Annotated in this window: 14 protein-coding genes, 1 tRNA gene and 1 other RNA gene; 10 read left to right on the forward strand and 6 right to left on the reverse strand. The window is 57.8% G+C overall.

The window, feature by feature from the left end; genetic code table 11:
- Positions 1–35: 35 nt before the first annotated feature.
- Both G3M56_RS04140 and G3M56_RS04145 read left to right on the forward strand, forming a co-directional pair.
- Complete coding sequence (locus tag G3M56_RS04140; RefSeq protein ID WP_235203582.1) at positions 36–620, forward strand: hypothetical protein; 585 nt, start codon at positions 36–38, stop codon at positions 618–620.
- A 103-nt stretch (positions 621–723) separates the two neighbouring features.
- Complete coding sequence (locus G3M56_RS04145) at positions 724–1,092, forward strand: DUF3147 family protein (RefSeq protein ID WP_235203583.1); 369 nt, start codon at positions 724–726, stop codon at positions 1,090–1,092.
- A 31-nt stretch (positions 1,093–1,123) separates the two neighbouring features.
- Here G3M56_RS04145 and G3M56_RS04150 read toward each other — a convergent pair whose 3' ends face one another.
- The 4 genes from G3M56_RS04150 to rnpB form a co-directional block, all read right to left on the reverse strand.
- The gene (locus G3M56_RS04150) at positions 1,124–1,678 is read right to left on the reverse strand and encodes a hypothetical protein (protein ID WP_164364438.1); all 555 of its coding nucleotides are present in this window, start codon (positions 1,676–1,678) and stop codon (positions 1,124–1,126) included.
- Positions 1,679–1,723: 45 nt separating this feature from the next.
- Positions 1,724–3,313 carry a hypothetical protein gene (locus G3M56_RS04155; RefSeq protein ID WP_164364441.1) on the reverse strand — a complete coding sequence of 530 codons (1,590 nt, stop codon included), beginning with the start codon at positions 3,311–3,313 and terminating at the stop codon, positions 1,724–1,726.
- 146 nt (positions 3,314–3,459) lie between these two features.
- Positions 3,460–3,813, reverse strand: a complete 354-nt coding sequence (locus G3M56_RS04160) for a cupin domain-containing protein (protein ID WP_164364444.1) — start codon at positions 3,811–3,813, stop codon at positions 3,460–3,462.
- 102 nt (positions 3,814–3,915) lie between these two features.
- An RNA gene (gene rnpB / locus G3M56_RS04165) (RNase P RNA component class A) lies at positions 3,916–4,363 on the reverse strand.
- A 358-nt stretch (positions 4,364–4,721) separates the two neighbouring features.
- On the opposite strand from rnpB, the gene G3M56_RS04170 reads away from it, so the two are divergent.
- Both G3M56_RS04170 and trmB read left to right on the forward strand, forming a co-directional pair.
- Positions 4,722–7,493 carry a bifunctional aconitate hydratase 2/2-methylisocitrate dehydratase gene (locus G3M56_RS04170; protein WP_164364446.1) on the forward strand — a complete coding sequence of 924 codons (2,772 nt, stop codon included), beginning with the start codon at positions 4,722–4,724 and terminating at the stop codon, positions 7,491–7,493.
- Between the two features lie 198 nt (positions 7,494–7,691).
- Positions 7,692–8,321: a tRNA (guanosine(46)-N7)-methyltransferase TrmB gene (gene trmB / locus G3M56_RS04175; protein WP_164364448.1), complete on the forward strand. Its 630-nt coding sequence runs from the start codon at positions 7,692–7,694 to the stop codon at positions 8,319–8,321.
- Here trmB and G3M56_RS04180 read toward each other — a convergent pair.
- Positions 8,251–10,518: a ComEC/Rec2 family competence protein gene (locus G3M56_RS04180; RefSeq protein WP_327786995.1), complete on the reverse strand. Its 2,268-nt coding sequence runs from the start codon at positions 10,516–10,518 to the stop codon at positions 8,251–8,253. The two genes, trmB and G3M56_RS04180, sit on opposite strands and share 71 nt — an antisense overlap.
- A 195-nt stretch (positions 10,519–10,713) precedes the next feature.
- On the reverse strand, positions 10,714–11,295 hold the full coding sequence (locus tag G3M56_RS04185) for a hypothetical protein (RefSeq protein ID WP_164364454.1): 582 nt from the start codon (positions 11,293–11,295) through the stop codon (positions 10,714–10,716).
- A 291-nt stretch (positions 11,296–11,586) separates the two neighbouring features.
- On the opposite strand from G3M56_RS04185, the gene G3M56_RS04190 reads away from it, so the two are divergent.
- The 6 genes from G3M56_RS04190 (at position 11,587) to G3M56_RS04215 (ending at position 17,640) form a co-directional block, all read left to right on the forward strand.
- Positions 11,587–11,660, forward strand: a tRNA-Gly gene (locus G3M56_RS04190).
- A 39-nt stretch (positions 11,661–11,699) separates the two neighbouring features.
- On the forward strand, positions 11,700–12,311 hold the full coding sequence (locus G3M56_RS04195; RefSeq protein ID WP_164364455.1) for a hypothetical protein: 612 nt from the start codon (positions 11,700–11,702) through the stop codon (positions 12,309–12,311).
- Positions 12,312–12,509: 198 nt separating this feature from the next.
- Positions 12,510–13,247 (forward strand): PEP-CTERM sorting domain-containing protein, encoded by a 738-nt coding sequence (locus G3M56_RS04200; RefSeq protein WP_164364457.1) that lies wholly within the window; start codon positions 12,510–12,512, stop codon positions 13,245–13,247.
- A 174-nt stretch (positions 13,248–13,421) separates the two neighbouring features.
- Positions 13,422–14,603, forward strand: a complete 1,182-nt coding sequence (locus tag G3M56_RS04205; RefSeq protein WP_164364458.1) for an outer membrane beta-barrel protein — start codon at positions 13,422–13,424, stop codon at positions 14,601–14,603.
- A 218-nt stretch (positions 14,604–14,821) separates the two neighbouring features.
- Entirely contained in the window at positions 14,822–17,017 is a 2,196-nt protein-coding gene (locus G3M56_RS04210; protein ID WP_164364460.1) for a GumC family protein, read from the forward strand.
- A 47-nt stretch (positions 17,018–17,064) separates the two neighbouring features.
- Positions 17,065–17,640 carry a polysaccharide biosynthesis/export family protein gene (locus tag G3M56_RS04215; protein ID WP_164364462.1) on the forward strand — a complete coding sequence of 192 codons (576 nt, stop codon included), beginning with the start codon at positions 17,065–17,067 and terminating at the stop codon, positions 17,638–17,640.
- Positions 17,641–17,704: the final 64 nt, after the last annotated feature.

Raw genomic sequence — 17,704 nt, forward strand, 5'->3', positions numbered from 1 at the left:
CGAACTTTGATATTAGCAATTCGTTGATAACAATTATGAAAAACAAATTGATGACAAGTTGTGCTGCAGTGGCCGTCGCGATGGCGGTCTGTGGCGGTAAAGTAATGGCTGATAGCCAAGTGTTGTGTGCTGGCGATGATCACCATGCGCACGCCGATCACGGACATGATCACGGCGACCACGGTCACGCCCATGGCGATGACCATGGAGACCATAAAGGGCACGACCACGGGCATGCGCACGTGCAGGCCGGGCCGAATGGCGGACGGATGTTGGAAAAGGTGTCGACCCCTACCGAGTTCTTCGTGACGGCCGAGCGCAAGGTGCAGATTACGTTCCTGGATGACGAGGGCAAAGTCATTGCCCCGACGACGCAGAAGGTGGTGGTGATTTGTGGTGAGCGCACCAACCCGACCCGCCTGGAGTTTGAGAAGGTGGGCGATGTGCTCGTTTCGACCGAGCCTCTGCCCGAAGGCGATGCCGTGCCGGCCATTGTGCGGGTGAAGGCGAGTCCGGATGCCAAAAATGGGACCGACCGCTTTACCGTGAAGATGGGCGAATGCGGAAAGTGCGGCAACGGTGCCTATGCATGCACCTGCTGTGAGGGGCACGATCACTGATAGGAAAAAATGCGATTAGCCACCCTCTGTGGGCCCGCTGTTGAGGTCTGGAGAGGGGGGCGGCGTGCGCGTGTTGTTGGCGCGCGAATCAACTAATCCCATTATGTTGGTAGCTGTTAAAATTCTGACGTCGGCGGTGTTGATCTACATCGTGAACGAGATTGTGGTGAAGCACAGCAAGCCGTTGGTAGGCAGTTTGATTGCCTCGTTGCCGCTGGTGTCGTTGCTGACGTTTTTCTGGATCTACTTCGACCTGCGGGCAAAACCTGACGAGGCGATTGAAAAGCTCGCCAGCCACTCGGTTGGGGTCTTTTGGTTTGTGATCCCGTCCCTGCCTGCGTTTTTGCTGATCCCGTATCTGCTGAAAAAGGGGATTGGCTTCTGGCCGTCGATGGTGGCGGGATGCGTGCTGACGGTGACTTTGTACTACGTCATGAGCCGCATCCTCGCGCGCTTCGGGATGGTGATGTGACGAGGGTTGCCGAGGTTCATTCTCGCAGCTTTCAGCGCCCGTCGATTGGTGATCGCAGGCGTTGGATCTGCGTCCTGAGGTCGGCTTTGCGCCTCTCGTGATAGAACTTGGCTGCTTGGTATTCCTTGCGCTTGTTGTTGGATGAAATGGTGGAGGCGACGGCGGCCGCCACTGCGATCAAGAGGAACAAGAAGCCGATTTCGCCGGCCATGGAAATTGCGACGATGCCGAAAATCAGCGCGAAGGGGATCATCAAGATTCCGCCTGCAGCTGACTTTTCGTCAGGGAGGTAGGGTCGGCCATTTTTTGGATGGATCATGAATTGCTCTTGCATCTGATCCCAGCGTTGATCGAGCCGGAGGATCTGGTTTTCGAGCTCTAGAATGCGCACCCGGTTGTCCGTTTCGTCCTGACGTTCTTTGATCTCGGCAACGACCTCGGAGAAGACAGCGCCCCCGCTGCGGTGGACTTTGAGCTGGGAATTGCAGTAGCTGCAGTGGGCGAAGTTTGTGTTCTCCGCGACCTTCAGTGATGCTCCGCATTGGTTGCAGAGCAGAGGGATGGTGGAAATCTCCGATCCTGGCATGGCGGGGAGATGTTAGGCATGCCGAGCCGGGGATGTCACCACAAATCAGGGGGCTGCTGGTGTGGTGGGCTGGGTCCAGCGGATGCGGTAGAACGCGCGATCGGTCGGTGGTGCGGGGTCGGTGAACGTGGCGGAGAAACGTTCGCCCGCTGGTAGAGAGCCAACTGTGGTCCAAGACGGAGACTCTAGGGATGTGCTGCGCTCGACGGTGTAGCCGGCTGCTGGATCGAGGTTGGAGAAGTTGATGGTGCCTGGTTGGCCGGCGGTTGTGGATTGTTGAGGGCCTGCGCCCAGTTCCGCGCGCCAGGCGAGGGCGTACTCGAAGCCGCGGGTTCGTCTTCGCAATGTGTAGCTGACTTCGGGAACCTCGATGAGGTAGTCGCCGGGCTCCAGATTGCGGCGGAAGATATGTTGGACGTTGTCGACCGGGCTTTGGCAGCGGTCGATTTCGGTCAGTGTGCCTTGGGTGTCGCGGGAATAGAGGATGACGTGGAGGTCGTCGCGCTCGCTGGTGCCGGTTCCTGTGTCGCGTCCGTCTTGTCGGCGGAACCAGGAAAGTGTGATGGCGAGTTCGTCTGCGTAGGAGCCTTCAGGAATGCGGATCAGGAACTGTTGTGTGGCTACCGAGTTTGGTTTGGCCCAGCCTTTGAGGGCAGCGGGTGTGGTTTCCGATGGGGGCTGTTCGCCGCCGGTCAGGACGTGGTAGCTGTTGTAGACATTGACCTGGCCCGCACCGAAGACCGTGTCGTAGGGTTTGGATTGGTCGGCGCGGTTCCACTGGGGGAGGCCGCTCTTGCTGGCGCCTGTCAGGAGGATCGCGCGGATGACGTTTGGGTCGTTGGCGTTGCTCAGCGAGCTGTTTTTGTCGACTGTTTCAAACAGTAACGCCGCGCAGCCGGCGACTTCCGGGGTGGTGTTACTCGATGTGGTCGAGGCACCGGTGAGGTCGGGCTTCATGCGGCCGGGACCAGGGTAGTCGGCGCCGGTGGTGCCGTAGCTATGATTGCCGTCTTTTTTGCCGACTGAGAGGTTGTTGTAACCGTGGGTGTTGAGGATGGGGACGGAGACGGTGCTGTTGTTGATGCCGACGCAATGGAGGGCTCCTTGATTGATAGCGGAAGCGTCCAATGCGTTGATGAGCGTGATGTTGTCAGCGGTTTCTTGGGCGGCGCCGATCCACGAGCTGTTGTGGACGCGTCCGGTGTCAACGATCGGGTTTCCGGCGGCGTTGTTTTGAGCCCACACGAGGTAGTCGTTGGCGGTGAAGAGCAAAACTTCCGTGATGCCGGGGGCAATGCCGGACGACCGGTCGAAGAAGCGGCTGGCAACACCGGCTGCATGGCTGCTGTAGGCCTGGGCTCCGGATTGCGGCAGAAATGTGATACCGAGATAGTTGTCGGCTCCGGTGCCGGCGAAGTTGTCCGGTCCGCCGGATTGAGGATAATAGCCGCCTCCGACTGGGGCTTCCGCCATTGAAACGCGTACGCCTTCGCCGGTAGGAGTAGAGGAACCGAGTTCAGATCGGAGTTGGGTGAGTCCGGATTCGTCCTCCCAGGCGCTGGCCGCGTGGGCCTGCGTGGGCAGGAGCGTCGCGATCAGGGCGAGGGACGAGGCGATGAGGCTGCTGGCGCGCATGATGGGCGGGGTTGGATCAGGGCGTGGGGAGTGGAGCGCGCAGGGTATCTCCTGAAACCGGGGTGGACTACAAGTTTTTAAACGTTGATCGGTTCGCAGATTCGAGAGACGAGTGCAACTTTGATGGGAGGCCTGAAGTCCCCGAGTTATTCGAAATAGGTGTCGTCGTGGGAATAGGGCGGCGCGCAGCAGCAGAGGAATCGCAGTGATTCTGTGGCGGTGATCTGGTGCCATGCTCCGGCGGGGATGAGAATGGCATCGCCCGGGCCGACCTCACGTTCAACTTCATCGATCTCCATGGTGCCGGTGCCTTCGAGGATGAAGTAGAACTCTTCTGAAAGCTTGTGGTAATGCCGGTCGGTGGAGGTGCCGGCGGGCACGGTGGCCTCGGCGAGGCTTTGGTTGGCCACCGGTGCGTTGGTGGAATCCAGGATGCTGCGGATGGTCGAGCCGTCTTTGGTGATGAAGGGAGACTGGTCGGCCAGGTTTTGGATATGCATGGGGGCACCCTAGAAGAGGGGGCTCGTGGCTCCAAGTGAAAGTGAGGAGGCTCCAGGCCGAGGTGTGCCGAGGACCTTCGCAGCCGGGCGAACGGGAGGAAGAGGTGCCACGCCCCTGTAAGCCGGATTTTGTCCACGCGGGCGGCGAACCGACCGCGATGGGCGACCATTTATCTATCACAGCCGCAGGGGCGGTGATCCCAACCGTGTGAAGGGCTGGGTGCGACGAGAACCCGAGAGCATCCGCGCAGCCGAAGCGTTGCGGTCCGGGCAGGTGACCCGTTTCCTCTGTTATGTCTTGCTCCGCGTGGGGTTTACCGTGCCCCGCCGGTTACCCGGACGGGCGGTGGGCTCTTACTCCACCATTTCAACCTTACCTGTGACGGGCTGGGCCCATCCATCGGCGGTATATTTTCTGCGGCACTTTCCGTCGCGTCGGTTTTGAGGCCGGCGCTCCCTTGCTTTCACAAGGCACGCTACCTTGCGGAGTCCGGACTTTCCTCACGGCGGACGACCGAAGTCTCCACCGCGCGACCGCCCGGGGCGTGGCAGCGGGAGTATAACGCGGAATCCGCGGGTGCGTGTGGATTTCTGCAACTGATTTTCAAGTTGCTTGTGATCAGCGTTTCAATTTGTGGCGGCGGGGTGGGGAATCGGCATACGAATGTCTTGACCCGTAGGTGCTGAGGCCTAGGTTACCGGAACCAAATCAACCAACCCGTTTTACCGCGGAAGCCATTCGGGCCGATAGGGCCGGCAGCGGAATCGAGGTGGAAGTTTCCCGATTCCGGACGCATCTGCATCACTGAGGTCTCGCGTTTAATCAGATTCACCCTCAGTCCTGTTTTGAACCGCAAAGTCCGCGGTCTGGTTGACCAAACCCTAATCCTTCAGATATCCAAAAACCTATGAGCATCTATCTCGATTACCTTCAGGAGATTGAAGAACGAAAAAAAGAGGGCCTGAGCCCAAAGCCGATTGATGGCGCTGAGTTGCTGTCTGCCATCATCGAGCAGATCAAGGACGTTGATAACGAGTACCGCAAGGGCTCGCTGGTATTCTTTATTTACAACACGCTGCCAGGTACCACTCCTGCGGCAGGCGTGAAGGCAAAGTTCCTCAAGGAGATCATCCTTGGGGAGTCGGTGGTTGAGGAGATCACGCCAGCATTCGCGTTTGAGCTGCTTTCGCACATGAAGGGCGGACCATCGGTGGAAGTGCTGCTCGATTTGGCATTGGGCGACGAGCCGACGATCGCCAAGCAAGCGGTGGAAGTGCTCAAGACCCAGGTCTATCTCTACGATGCGGACACCGATCGCCTTAAGGCGGCTTACGAGGCGGGCAATGCAAATGCCAAGGAGTTGCTTGAGAGCTACGCCCAGGCGGAGTTCTTCACCAAGCTTCCTGAGGTGCCGGAGAAGATCGAAGTGGTGACCTACATCGCAGGTGAGGGCGACATTTCGACCGACCTGCTTTCCCCAGGGAACCAGGCACACTCGCGTTCCGACCGCGAGCTGCACGGTAAGTGCATGATCTCGGAGAAGGCGCAGAAAGAGATTCAAGCGCTGCAGGAAGCGCATCCGGGCAAGAGCGTGATGCTTATTGCGGAAAAGGGCACCATGGGGGTGGGGTCGTCGCGCATGTCCGGCGTCAACAACGTGGCGTTGTGGACCGGTAAGCAGGCGAGCCAGTACGTTCCATTCGTGAACATTTTCCCAATCGTGGCGGGAACCAATGGCATTTCGCCAATCTTCCTCACCACTGTGAGTGTGACCGGTGGCATCGGAATCGACCTCAAGAACTGGACCAAGAAGCTCGATGCGGACGGCAAGCCAGTGCTCGACGAGAGCGGCGAGCCGGTGCTCGAGCAGGTCTATTCTGTGGCAACCGGTACTGAGCTCACCATCAATACGAAGACCAAGAAGCTCTACAATGGCGAGCAGGAGTTGACGGATATTTCGTCGGCACTGACACCGCAGAAGATGGAGTTCATCCGTGCTGGTGGGTCGTACGCGATTGTCTTCGGCAAGAAGATCCAGACCTTCGCTGCCGAGACCTTGGGGATTGAGATTCCAACCGTGTACGCGCCGTCGAAGGAGATTTCCCACGAGGGGCAGGGCCTCACCGCGGTGGAAAAGATTTTCAACAAGAACGCGGTGGGAACGACTCCTGGTCTGACCTTGCACGCGGGATCCGACGTGCGAGTCAAAGTGAACATCGTCGGTTCGCAGGACACCACCGGCTTGATGACCTCGCAGGAGCTTGAGGCGATGGCGGCAACTGTGATCTCCCCGACCGTGGATGCCGGTTACCAGTCCGGATGCCACACGGCATCGGTGTGGGACAAGAAGGCGCAGGCGAACATTCCGCGCTTGATGAAGTTCATGCACGACTTTGGTCTGATCACCGCACGTGACCCGCAGGGTGAATACCACGCGATGACCGACGTGATCCACAAAGTCCTCAACGACCTGACCGTCGATGAGTGGGCGATTATCATCGGTGGTGACTCGCACACCCGTATGTCCAAGGGTGTGGCCTTTGGTGCCGACTCCGGGACCGTGGCGCTCGCGCTGGCGACCGGTGAGGCTTCGATGCCAATCCCTGAGTCGGTGAAGGTGACCTTCAAGGGTGACTTGAAGCCGCACGTTGATTTCCGTGATGTGGTGCACTCCACCCAGGCTCAGATGCTGAAGAAGTTCGGTGAGAACGTGTTCCAAGGGCGTGTGATCGAAGTGCACATCGGTACGCTTCCGGCTGACCAGGCATTCACGTTTACCGACTGGACCGCAGAGATGAAAGCCAAGGCATCGATCTGCATCTCGCAGGACGAGACCTTGATCGAGTCGCTGGAGATCGCCAAAGGGCGTATCCAGATCATGATCGACAAGGGAATGGACAACGAGAACAAGGTGCTGCAGGGATTGATCGATCGTGCCAACAAGCGCATCGCCGAGATCCGTTCCGGTGAGAAGCCGGCGCTGACTCCGGATTCCAATGCCAAGTACCACGCTGAGTTCGAGGTGGACCTCGATATCATCGACGAGCCGATGATTGCCGACCCTGACGTGAACAACGAAGATGTGTCCAAGCGTTACACCCACGATGTGATCCGTCCGCTCTCCTACTACGGTGGCGAGAAAGTGGTAGACCTCGGGTTCGTCGGGTCGTGCATGGTCCACAAAGGAGACCTGAAGATTGTCTCGCAGATGCTTCGTAACCTCGAAGCCCAGCAGGGTGAGGTGAAGTTCCAAGCTCCATTGGTGGTGGCTGCTCCAACATATAACATCATCGATGAACTCAAGGAGGAAGGTGACTGGGATATGTTGCAGAAGTACTCCGGCTTCGAGTTCGACGACAATGCGCCTAAGAGCGAAGCGCGTACCGAGTACGAGAACATGATGTACCTCGAGCGTCCGGGCTGTAACCTTTGCATGGGTAACCAGGAGAAGGCAGCCAAGGGCGACACGGTGATGGCGACGTCGACACGTCTTTTCCAAGGCCGCGTGGTGGAAGATTCCGAGCGCAAGAAGGGGGAGTCGCTGTTGTCGTCGACACCAGTGGTCATTCTCTCGGCGATCCTTGGCCGCACGCCGACTCTTGAAGAGTACAAGGATGCGGTTCAGGGGATTGACCTGACCAAGTTCGCTCCACCTGTGGAAGATCTGATCAGCAAGTAATTGGTGGTCGGGCTTTATCTTCAGTTTGGCCGCCGCTTCGGTGACGGGGCGGCGGGCTGACGATGAGCTCTCAATTAGGCGCGACGCTGGAGATATCCGGCGTCGCGCCTTTTTTTGAGCGCCGTGCGGTGGAGGTGTGATGGAAATTTGCCGGATGCTGGGCTAGGGTGAGTTTCAAACGAACGACCTTTCCTGCCTATGTCTCGCATCCGCCCATTGAAAACGAGCAACGACCGTATCTGGATCCCGGAAGATTATTTTGCCCGGGCTGAGATCGGGGAGATCTTTCCGGATGCGGACGGGCGCGTGATTGAATTTGATATGGGCTGCGGGGACGGCGGCTTCCTTGTGCAGATGGCGCAACATCACCCGGAACATCGATTTCTCGGAGTTGAGCGGCTGTTGGGACGAGTGCGCAAGGTGAGCCGCAAGTTGAAGGCGGCTAATGCTCAGAACGCGCGTTTGTTGCGCCTGGAGTCCCAGTACGCGCTCGACTATTTGTTGCCGGAGTCGTCGGTGGATCGGATGCACTTCTTGTTCCCGGACCCATGGCCGAAGGAGAAGCATGCGCGCCGTCGTTTGTTCTCCGAGCCGTTTTTGATGGCGATCAAGCGAGTGCTCAAGCCGGGTGGTGAGCTTTTGTTCAAGACCGACCACGACGACTACTTCGAGCTGGCGCAAGAGGTGGTCAAAGAGTGCGGCGATAAAGTGGGCTTCGAGCGCTTGGAATGGCCTGAGGATGCGTTCTTCTACCCGATTACTGATTTTGAACAGCAGTGGCTGGATATGGGGAAGACGATCGATCGGATGCGTCTGCGCTTTGATTGAACTCCCAATGGTGGCCTGAGACGTGACCGGTGACTCTGAGTGACTGTCCGTCGATTTCAATGATCGCCGCGCCGTGATCGCGAAGGCGGATGATTGTCGCACCGGATTGCTCCAACAGTTGATTGAGTTTCCGTTGTCTGGCGTGAGGGATGGAAATTGGTGGTGATCGGAGGATGATCGCCTTTGGCTTGATGTAATGGAGTAGCGCCGAGGTAAGGGGAACGTCGTGGTTTGGCCAGCCGCCGACGACGATATCGGCGCGGAGTGTTTCTGGTGCGTGTGCCAGCACTGTGGCGCACGGCAGGAACCCGGCAGCGTCGAGAAGGAGGATGCGCCAGTTTCCACAGTGGACTCTGGTGATGAGTTGGCGGTCGTCCTGACGGGCGGCGGAAAATCCAGCCGGAGGGAATAGGATCTCGAGCGAGGTGTTGGGTGTCAGTGGAATGTGGTGGCCGCGGGCGAGGGGATGAGCGTCGGGCAGGGTGAGTTGTGCGATGGTGGATGCCTCGCTGACATATGTTGTCGAGCCGTCAGGTTTGGCAGGATGGGTCAATGCGTAGCCATTGTGGGTGACGCTGTCGTGGTGGACGATCCAGTTGGCGGGGGTGTTGTGACTGATCTGGGTGAGATGGCGTTGGATGGTGTAGCGCCACATGTCGGTGCGGCCGGAGCCGACCGCGAGCGGACGCTGGTCTGGTAGTTCTAGCAATGTGGAGCAGGCCGCATCGTCCAGATCATAGATGGTGAGGCGTGCGGTCTCGGGCGGATCGTGGGTGATCGTGAGGGAACCTCCAGGAAGCTGGGCGCATTGGGTTGCGACGCGTTCGGCCAGCCCGCCTAGCATGAGGTTCAGCGATGTGAGTCCGGCTGCGATGAAATGGAGGTGGGCGATGGATGCCAGGACGGTGGCGAGCCCGCAGCTGATGATTGCGAGGGTGAGGGGCCAGAGTAAAAGGTTGCCGACGATGGATGCCGGGGTCACGAGGTTGAAGTAGTGGATGGAGAATGGCGCTGTGGCGGCGATTGCTCCAAGGGAGGCGCAGGCATTTCCTGCCAGGAATTTACTGGTAACCGTGGTTGCCCGTTGCGTGCGGGTCAGGAGCCGTTTCGGGATGAAGGGATCGTGATCAAGCGTGGAGTCGAGCTTTTGGTAAAGCGAGCTGCCTACGATCACGAGACCAAGTAGGGCGGAGAAGCTGAATTGGAATGCGGGCTGGAAAAGCAAATAGCTGTCGTTGATCAAAAGGAGCAAGGCTGCGATGCAGATGAGGTTGGTGACTCGGACCTTGCGGTCGATGAGGAAAATTGTGATGCCGATCGTTCCCATCCATGCTGCGCGCATTGCCGACGGCGGGGAGCCTACTGCCAGTGCGTAGATGAACATGGCCGGTGGTGCCAGGATCAACGAGAGCTTGAGCGGGGCTTTGAGCAGTCGGGCCGCGGTTGTGACGAGTACCCCGAGTAGGCCGACGTGGAGGCCGCTGACGGCAAACAGGTGGAACACACCCGCGTGTCTAAAGGTGGTGAGTTGGTCTGGAGTGAGGCTGGATCGGTCGCCGAGCAGCGTCGCACGCACGACTGCCGCCGCTGGTGATTGTGGGTTGCCGTGTAAGACGAGATCCTTGGTGTGGTCTCTCCAGCTTGGGGGCTTGGGTGTTGTGGGATGCAGGTTGCGGAGGTGGTGTGGAACAAGGAGTTCTGCGCGGATGCCGCGGGATCGCAGGAAGGTGCGGTGGTCGAACTCGCCGGGGTTGCGCGCAGCGGCGGGGCTCGTGAGTGTTCCCTCCAAGGTGATCGGTGATCCGTTGGCGGGGAAAGGAGACGTGCTTGTTGTGATCAGTCGCAGCGGGGCGTTGATCGGGGCGGTGGATTCGATTTCCGAAACATCGATAACCGCCTCCGAGCGCCAGGAGTAGGTTTTACTGGAGGCGATGGTTCCGTGAATCGTCACGTGGTGCGGGTGTGCCGGCGCCTCACCGTGGACGTGGATGCGGTGGCTGTGCCAAAGGTGGGCGGCAACAACCATCAGTGCGGCGAGAGCGACGCGATGGGTGACCTTCCTCGGGCGCCGTGCGTTTCTGATTGATGGTAAATAGCAAGCTGCCAGCACTGCGAGGGTGGCCAATACAACGCCTACGGTAGGTGTGTTTGTTTGGCTGGCCGTGATGCCTGCTACTGCCGCCAGAGTGGGCAGCAAAAAAGGAGCGCGATCCGACTGCGTGGTGAGTTGGCGTCGCGCTCCGTGGGTGATAGCGGATCTAATGGATTGGATCCGTGTTAGAGAGGTGTGGGGAATGACCTGTGTTCAGTTGGCCGGAGGGTGACGGGGTTGTCGTCAGATGCGGTCGTTCCGGTGGACGAAATGGAGGGCTTCGCGAGTGCGATGTGCTGGTTAGCTGGCGAGTTCGCGCAGCATGTGGCTGGCATTTGCGCTGTTGCGGGTCTCTGGGAACTTATCGATGATGGACTGGAGGGTGTCTGCGGCGAGCATGCGGTTATCGAGTTCGTCTTTGGCGATCTCCACAATGCGGAAGCGGAAGTAGGCTTCGTCGTCCATTTCCCATTCATGAGCGGCGAGAGCTGACTGGCAGGTGGCGAGTGCTCCGGAGGGATCATTGAGCTTTTCACGCTGCAGTCTGATCGCTTCCACCCATGGGGTCCTGTCGGTTGGGTCGTGGTCGGCGAGCTTGATGAATTCTTGGACCGCGGCCTTGTAATCTCCCTGCGCGACCTTGGCTCGGGCGGCGGAACCTGGGTCGGGCTCGGCTTTTTCGGGAGCGTTGTAGAACATATCGCTCACTTTTTCGCCGATTGCCGGGGCTAGCAAAAGTGCCCCGATGATCCCCATGATAGCGCCACCGGCGATGAAAATGAGCACGCTGTAGGCATCGTTGTCCTGGTTGGTTGCAAGTGAGTAGGTGCCAAGTCCTACCAGCGCGAAGAGCGTCAGTTTGATCAAGAGGGAGGAGTTCATGAGGGTGGGGGTAATGGGTTGATCCTCAGAATCTAGTGTGCGCCTCAGGAGTCGTTTGGGTGGTGGTTTAATGCACGTTCTTGATGCTGGGATGGCAAGGAAGGTAACAAAGTGGGTGCAGGTGTGGCAATCATTCCTTGAGGCGGAAATTGCAGGGATTGCCGCGAGCTTGGTGGTGCATTGCGGTGGGCTGCGTGGCCGCAGAATAATCTCGGATTTTTACAAATTTCGACTTGCTTGAAGTGCGATATGGATACTATATCTAGCGTGCGCCGAAACCGAGAGGTTAACGCGGGTATAGCTTAATGGTAAAGCTCCAGCCTTCCAAGCTGATTATACGGGTTCGATTCCCGTTACCCGCTCCATTTCTGTTCCCGGGTTTGGTGTGATACCCCAAACGAATTATGAAAAACTCTCGAATTTTTCTGTTGGTGGGCGCACTAATGACCGCCCCGGTAGCGCACGCTGCAAGTGCATCTGATATCCAAGCCGCGGCTCAGGCCGACCCATCTGGCGCTGCGATGATCACGAGCGAGGCTGTGTCGAAAGAGCCGAAGAAGGCAGCAGCATTTGTTAAGGCTGCCATTGTTGGTGCGGGTCTTCAGAACAAACCAAAGTCGGTGGCGATTGTGGTGCAGGCTGCGATTGCCGCAGCGGGTGGTCAGGCCGCTGAAATCATCGCGGCTGCGTTGCAGGTCGCTCCAGGTGCTGCGGATGAGTTGAACAAATTTGTCGCCCAGGGTGGAGGCAGCCAGCAGCCTGCTAATGTTGGCGGTGGCGGCGGATCTCAGGGCGGGGGGCAAGGTGGTCCTTATATGAAGCCTAAAGGTGCTGGAACCAATGCTGTCGGTGGAGGTAACACGTTTGTGATCCCGCCTGCAACTTCGAGCACCTCGGTGGTGGTTGAAGAAGATGGTGGTGCTGGTGATGAGGGCGGCGGATCCACTGGTGGCGGCGGAAGCTCGTCCGGTGGTGGAGGACGTCCTCCTGTTGGGACCAACGGAGGTACTCGCTAAGCGTTTCCGTTAGATAATGAATTTTAGACCTGCCCGTGATTTTCGCTGGCAGGTTTTTTGTGTCCTTGGGAAGTCGGGGTGAGTGTGCGGATTTCTAAGTTTTTTCTTCCGTTGAGTCTTGATGTGGGATGCGTGGGGAGGTAGCTTTTGTTTGGCGCTCCAGCGTGGGCGCATGGCTAAACAAACAAGACATAGCATATGAAAACACTAGTATTTGCGGCGCTCGGCGCAGTGGCCGCGGCATCCGTGGCGCAGGCTGCGGTGACTCAGAATAACGAGGCGAACGATCAGATCTGGACTCAGCCTGGTTTCTCGGCTGGCGGAACCGAGCTCTATGACCAGCGCTCGCTCACCATTACCGGCAGTCAGGGTTTGACCATTGATTCGGTGCGAGTGCTTTTGGACACCTCGGGTACCTTCGATGATAGTTTGGCGATCGATATTGACGCGGACGGTACGATCGATTTCGTCGCTTCTCAGTCAGACGCTTACGCGACTACTGGCGTAAATAACTATTCGCCATGGGTCGGGGCATCTCCATACACGTTGGATATGACCATTACATCCACCGGCACCACCATTAAAGCGTTTTGGGGCGGGGTTGAGATCAATGTTGGTGCTGTGAATGGCTTCAACAATGCATCCTCGTTCACCTTGCTCGACTGGGGGTTGATCGGAGCGGGCTCGAATGAGATTCCTACCGACAATTTCACCTCGACGTCCATGCGTCTTGGTAGCGTGAACGAGAGCGGTCCATCTGGGAACAACATGAGCTTCAATATTGATGCAGTTGTGATCAAGGATACCTCCGGTGGTACTACCGTGTATGATCCAGATGGTGATGGCGTCCCAGCGCAGGCTGTTCCTGAGCCTGGTTCCTCGTTGTTAGTGGGTATTTCCGGTGCGATGGCATTGTTGCGTCGTCGCCGTGCCTAGGCTTCTTCTTGAAGAACCCTGTTTTTGTTTGGCCGCTGTGTCGCGCGAGCGACGCAGCGGCTTTCTTTGGTCTTCAGGGGAAGTAACGGCGCGCTTTGACTTTTTTTGCTTGTCATTGGTCAGTGAATCGCCCAAAACCGCCAATCATTTACCCTCTCTACCGAGAAACACGATATGAAGAAGAACACACTAGTTATTCCGTCCCTTGTGGCACTTGCTGCGACCGCGTCGTCGGCATCGGCTCAAGGTTTGCTTGACGTTTCGCCAACCTCCGGTGAGACCGGATCGCTTCCATTGACTTTCACTGCAGGTGTTGAAACCGGCTGGGACAGCAACGTGAACAACAGCAGCAACAACGAGGTGGACTCGTTGTTCACCGCCGGCAACCTCGGCATGGAGTACTCGAGTGTTACCGAGCGCACCAGTGTTGCGTTGGGTGTGAAGGGTGGCGTGTTCTACTACTTCGACCAGGCTCCTGGTATTGACGACACGCTTTACAATGCTCGTGTGAACTTTGCGTTCAGCCACGCTGTTTCGGATCGCTTGCGTATCTCGAACCGTTCGTACTACTCGTACGAGTTTGAGCCGGACTACGTCATTGGTGAGTCGCTTTCGCGCCGCGCCGACCAGTACAACTACGGTTACACCTCGTTCAATGTGGGCTACTCGCTGACCGAGCGTGTGTACTCGAGCACCGACCTTACCGTCAGCGGAATCACCTACGATCAGTCATTGGTTTCGTTTTCCGAGGATCGTCTGACCTACGGTGTGGGTGAAAGCCTGCGTTATGCGGTGGACGAGAACTTCGGTCTCGACGCGACTTACCGTTGGAGCCTCACCGACTACGACAACGGTGCGGAGACCCAGTCGCACTACGCGCTGGTCGGTTTTGACTATGCGGCCGATGAGAATACAGACATCGTGGCTCGCGTGGGTGCTCAGTTCCGTCTCTCCGACGACTACGGTGACAAGACCTCGCCGTACTTCGAGGGGGCGCTTACTCACGACGTGAGCGAGGTGACCACCTTCAGCTGGCTCCACCGTTTGGGCTACGAGGAGTCCGACCTCAATGCGCTGACCACCAGCCGTTACGCTTACCGCACCAGCGCCTCGTTGAGCCGTTCGCTGACCGAGAAGCTGACTGGTAGCACTGGTCTCGTGTACTCGTACGCTGACTTTGATGGTGCGGCCTCCCGTACCGACAACTTGGTTTCCGCTCGCTTCGGTGTGAACTACGCTCTTACCCAGGCGTTCACCGTTGGTGCGAACTACTCGTTCAACATGGTGGACTCCGACGACGCGCTGCGTGACTACGACCGTCACCGCGTGAGCCTGAACCTTGGTGCTACTTTCTAAAGTGCTGAGATTCAGGATGATTGGCCGGCCATCATGGTGCGGTTGATTGCTTGATTTCAACGCCCCTCGAACCGCTTGTTCGAGGGGCGTTTTTATTTGCTTTGTGGAGGGCTGAATGGGAGTGAATTTCCCCTCCGTTTTAGTTGAGATTTTTCCTCGCGCTCGTTTGGCATCTGTCGATAATCTGCGCGACTACGACCATCCCGTGACCCTTTCCTATGGCGAACCCTCCTTACTTTAATCCCAACCGTTTTCAGCAGAATAGCCAAGAGTCCGGCCCTCAAGTCGGGGATTACTGGCAGGTGATAAGGAACCGCTATGAGGTGATTCTGCTGTCGCTGCTGCTGGTGTTGATCACCGCAGGCTTCATCACTGTAATGATGGAGGAGAAGTACGAGTCGACGGTGGTGGTTCAGTTGACGGATATCTCGCAGATGGGCGGGGATCTGACGAATACGTTGACCGAAGGTCAGAAGATGTTCGCATCGCGCAACTTCATCGCCAACCAGTTTGAGCGGATGACCTCGCAGCAGGTGTTGCAGCGTGTGGTGCGCGACGAGGATCTGGTGCAGAAGTGGGCGCTGACCGATGAGAATCAGGCGATCGCGAAACTGCGGGATTCGGTCGAGACGGAGAACCGCCGAGGAACCGACATCGTGGAGATCCGGGTGCGCGACACTGATGCGGATCTGGCGGCTCAAATAGCCAACTCGCTCTACCGTGCGTATGCCGAGGCGTTGGACGACGAGGTGAATTTGATCAACGCGCAGTCTACTGGTGACTTGGACGCGCAGTTGGACGAGCAATCAGAGAAGGTGAGCGAGGCGCGCATCAAGATGCACAATGCGATGCGTGAGCTCAAGGTGATCGATGTGGGTAAGGGCTTCTATTACTCGGATGAAGTGGTGACTCCGGAGGACCGCATCATCCAGACGGGTCAGGAGCGCTTGGCCACTCTGGAGTATGAGATTTCCGGTATGAAGTCGCAGCTCGAAGGGTTGCAGGGCTTGGAAGGTACCGATTTGATCCGTAAAGCGGCGATGCTGGGGATCGAGGATCAGACGATCCAGCGATACTATCCGATGTTCAACGACCTCCTGCTTGAGGAGCAGCAGGCCTTGGAGAGTGGCTTGGGAGCGAACCATCCGACGGTGCGTGCAATCCGTACCCAGCTTGACAGCTTGCGTGGATTGTTGATGGAAGCGGTGAGCGACGTGCGGGGGGCTCTTGAGATTCAGATCACCCAGCTGGAGAAGCGCCTTGCCGAGGCAGAGGAGAGCGAGGATGAGAAGGTGGAAGAGTACATTGCCGGTGCGTTGGACAATGCGGAGTACGAGCACTATCGCGAGGAGTACCGTACCGAGAAGGAGCTTCTCAAGGCGCTCACCATGAGCACCTACACCAAGAAGATTGAGGAGAACAAAGCGTTGCGCCCGGTGTCGGTGCTCGACAAGGCGGTAGCAGGGGACTTCCCGGTGACGCCGAACAAACCTCTTAACCTGATTTTGGGCTCGGTGCTCGGACTGGCGTTTGGTCTGGGTATTGCGTTTGCGCTGGAGTTCATGGACACCAGTGTGAAGACGATCGATGACGTTGAGCGCTATCTCAACGTGCCTGTGTTGGCAGTGATTCCGAAGGACGTGGGTGTGCTGCACCGCGAAGGGGGAATGAGCCCGGATGCGGAGGCATACCGGATCTTGCGGACCAATATTGAGTTCAACCGTCGCTCGGCGGACGCGAACTCGATCACGATGGTTTCAGGAGGCGCGGGTGAGGGCAAATCGACCACGCTGGTGAACCTGGCTTATGTGTGTGCCCAGGGCGGGTACAATACATTGATCATCGATGGTGACTTGCGCCGCCCGACTTTGCACGGGCACTTTGACACCTCGAACTCGGTGGGGCTGACCAACTATCTGACGACCAACATGCCGTTGGAAGAGGTGATCCTTCAGACGCCGATCGAGAACTTGTACTTCATGCCGAGTGGAATCCTGCCGGCGGATGCTGCTGGAATTTTGAACTCACGCCGCATGTCCGAGTTGATCCAGGATGTGAAGAGCCGCTTCGATTTGGTCTTGGTTGACTCGCCACCGATTCTTGGTGTGAGTGACGCGTCGGTGCTTTGTTCCGAGGTGGATATGACGGTGGTGGTGATCCAACACCGCAAGTTGCCGCGCAACATGCTGCAGCGGGTGAAGAAGGCTGTGGAGTCGGTTGGTGGGACCTTGCTCGGTGTGGTGCTCAACAACGTGGATGTACGCTCGGATAGTCAGTATCAGTACTACACCAGCTACTACACATACTATGCGAGTGGCGACGACCAGGCGGCGAAGCCGAAGAAGCGAGGGAAGAAGGAAGTTTCCTCGTCTGTCGGTGGTGGCGATGTTAAGCTCGGCGACGACGTGTACTAATTGGCGGGATCGATTGATCCGCTGGAACCCTTTTGATGAAATTTGATATGAAGAAGAGGACGTGGATGATGGCGGCCATCGCGATGCTGGTCACTGTGATGGGAGCATTTGCGCAGGCGCCGACGGTGCGGGTTGGTGATGCGGTGACCATCACGATCCGGGGGGTGCCCGAGACCGAGAGCGCACGGGTGAGCGGTGTTTACAAAGTGGACCAGAACGGTGAGCTCGTTGGGTTGCCTTATCTTGACGGGCATCGCATCAATGCGGCGGGGATGACGGAAGGTCAGCTCTCGCGCAAGATTGCCAACGCCTACCGGAGTGCCCAGATTTACACCAAGGCAACCATTACCGCATTGGTGGACCAGCCGAAGCAGGTGCGTACGGTGACGGTCGGTGGCAAGGTGACCAACCCTGGACCGGTGGCGTACAGTGAGGGGATGACTTTGTACGAGGCGGTGATGGCAGCCAAGGGGCCGACCCGCTTCGGCAGTATGAAGAAGGTGGTGCTGATGCGCGGAGGTGGTAAGACGGTGTTCAACCTTGAGAACGATCAAGCCAAGCAGGTCACCGTCCTTCCGGGAGATACCATTTTGATCGAGAAGAAAGGGGCTTTCGAGCTCTAATCGAACTGCCGTATTTGACTCGAATTTCTTTGTTAGTCTCCACTCCGCGCAGGGGTGGAGACTT

The sequence above is a fragment of the Sulfuriroseicoccus oceanibius genome, assembly GCF_010681825.2.
Taxonomy (GTDB): domain Bacteria; phylum Verrucomicrobiota; class Verrucomicrobiia; order Verrucomicrobiales; family SLCJ01; genus Sulfuriroseicoccus; species Sulfuriroseicoccus oceanibius.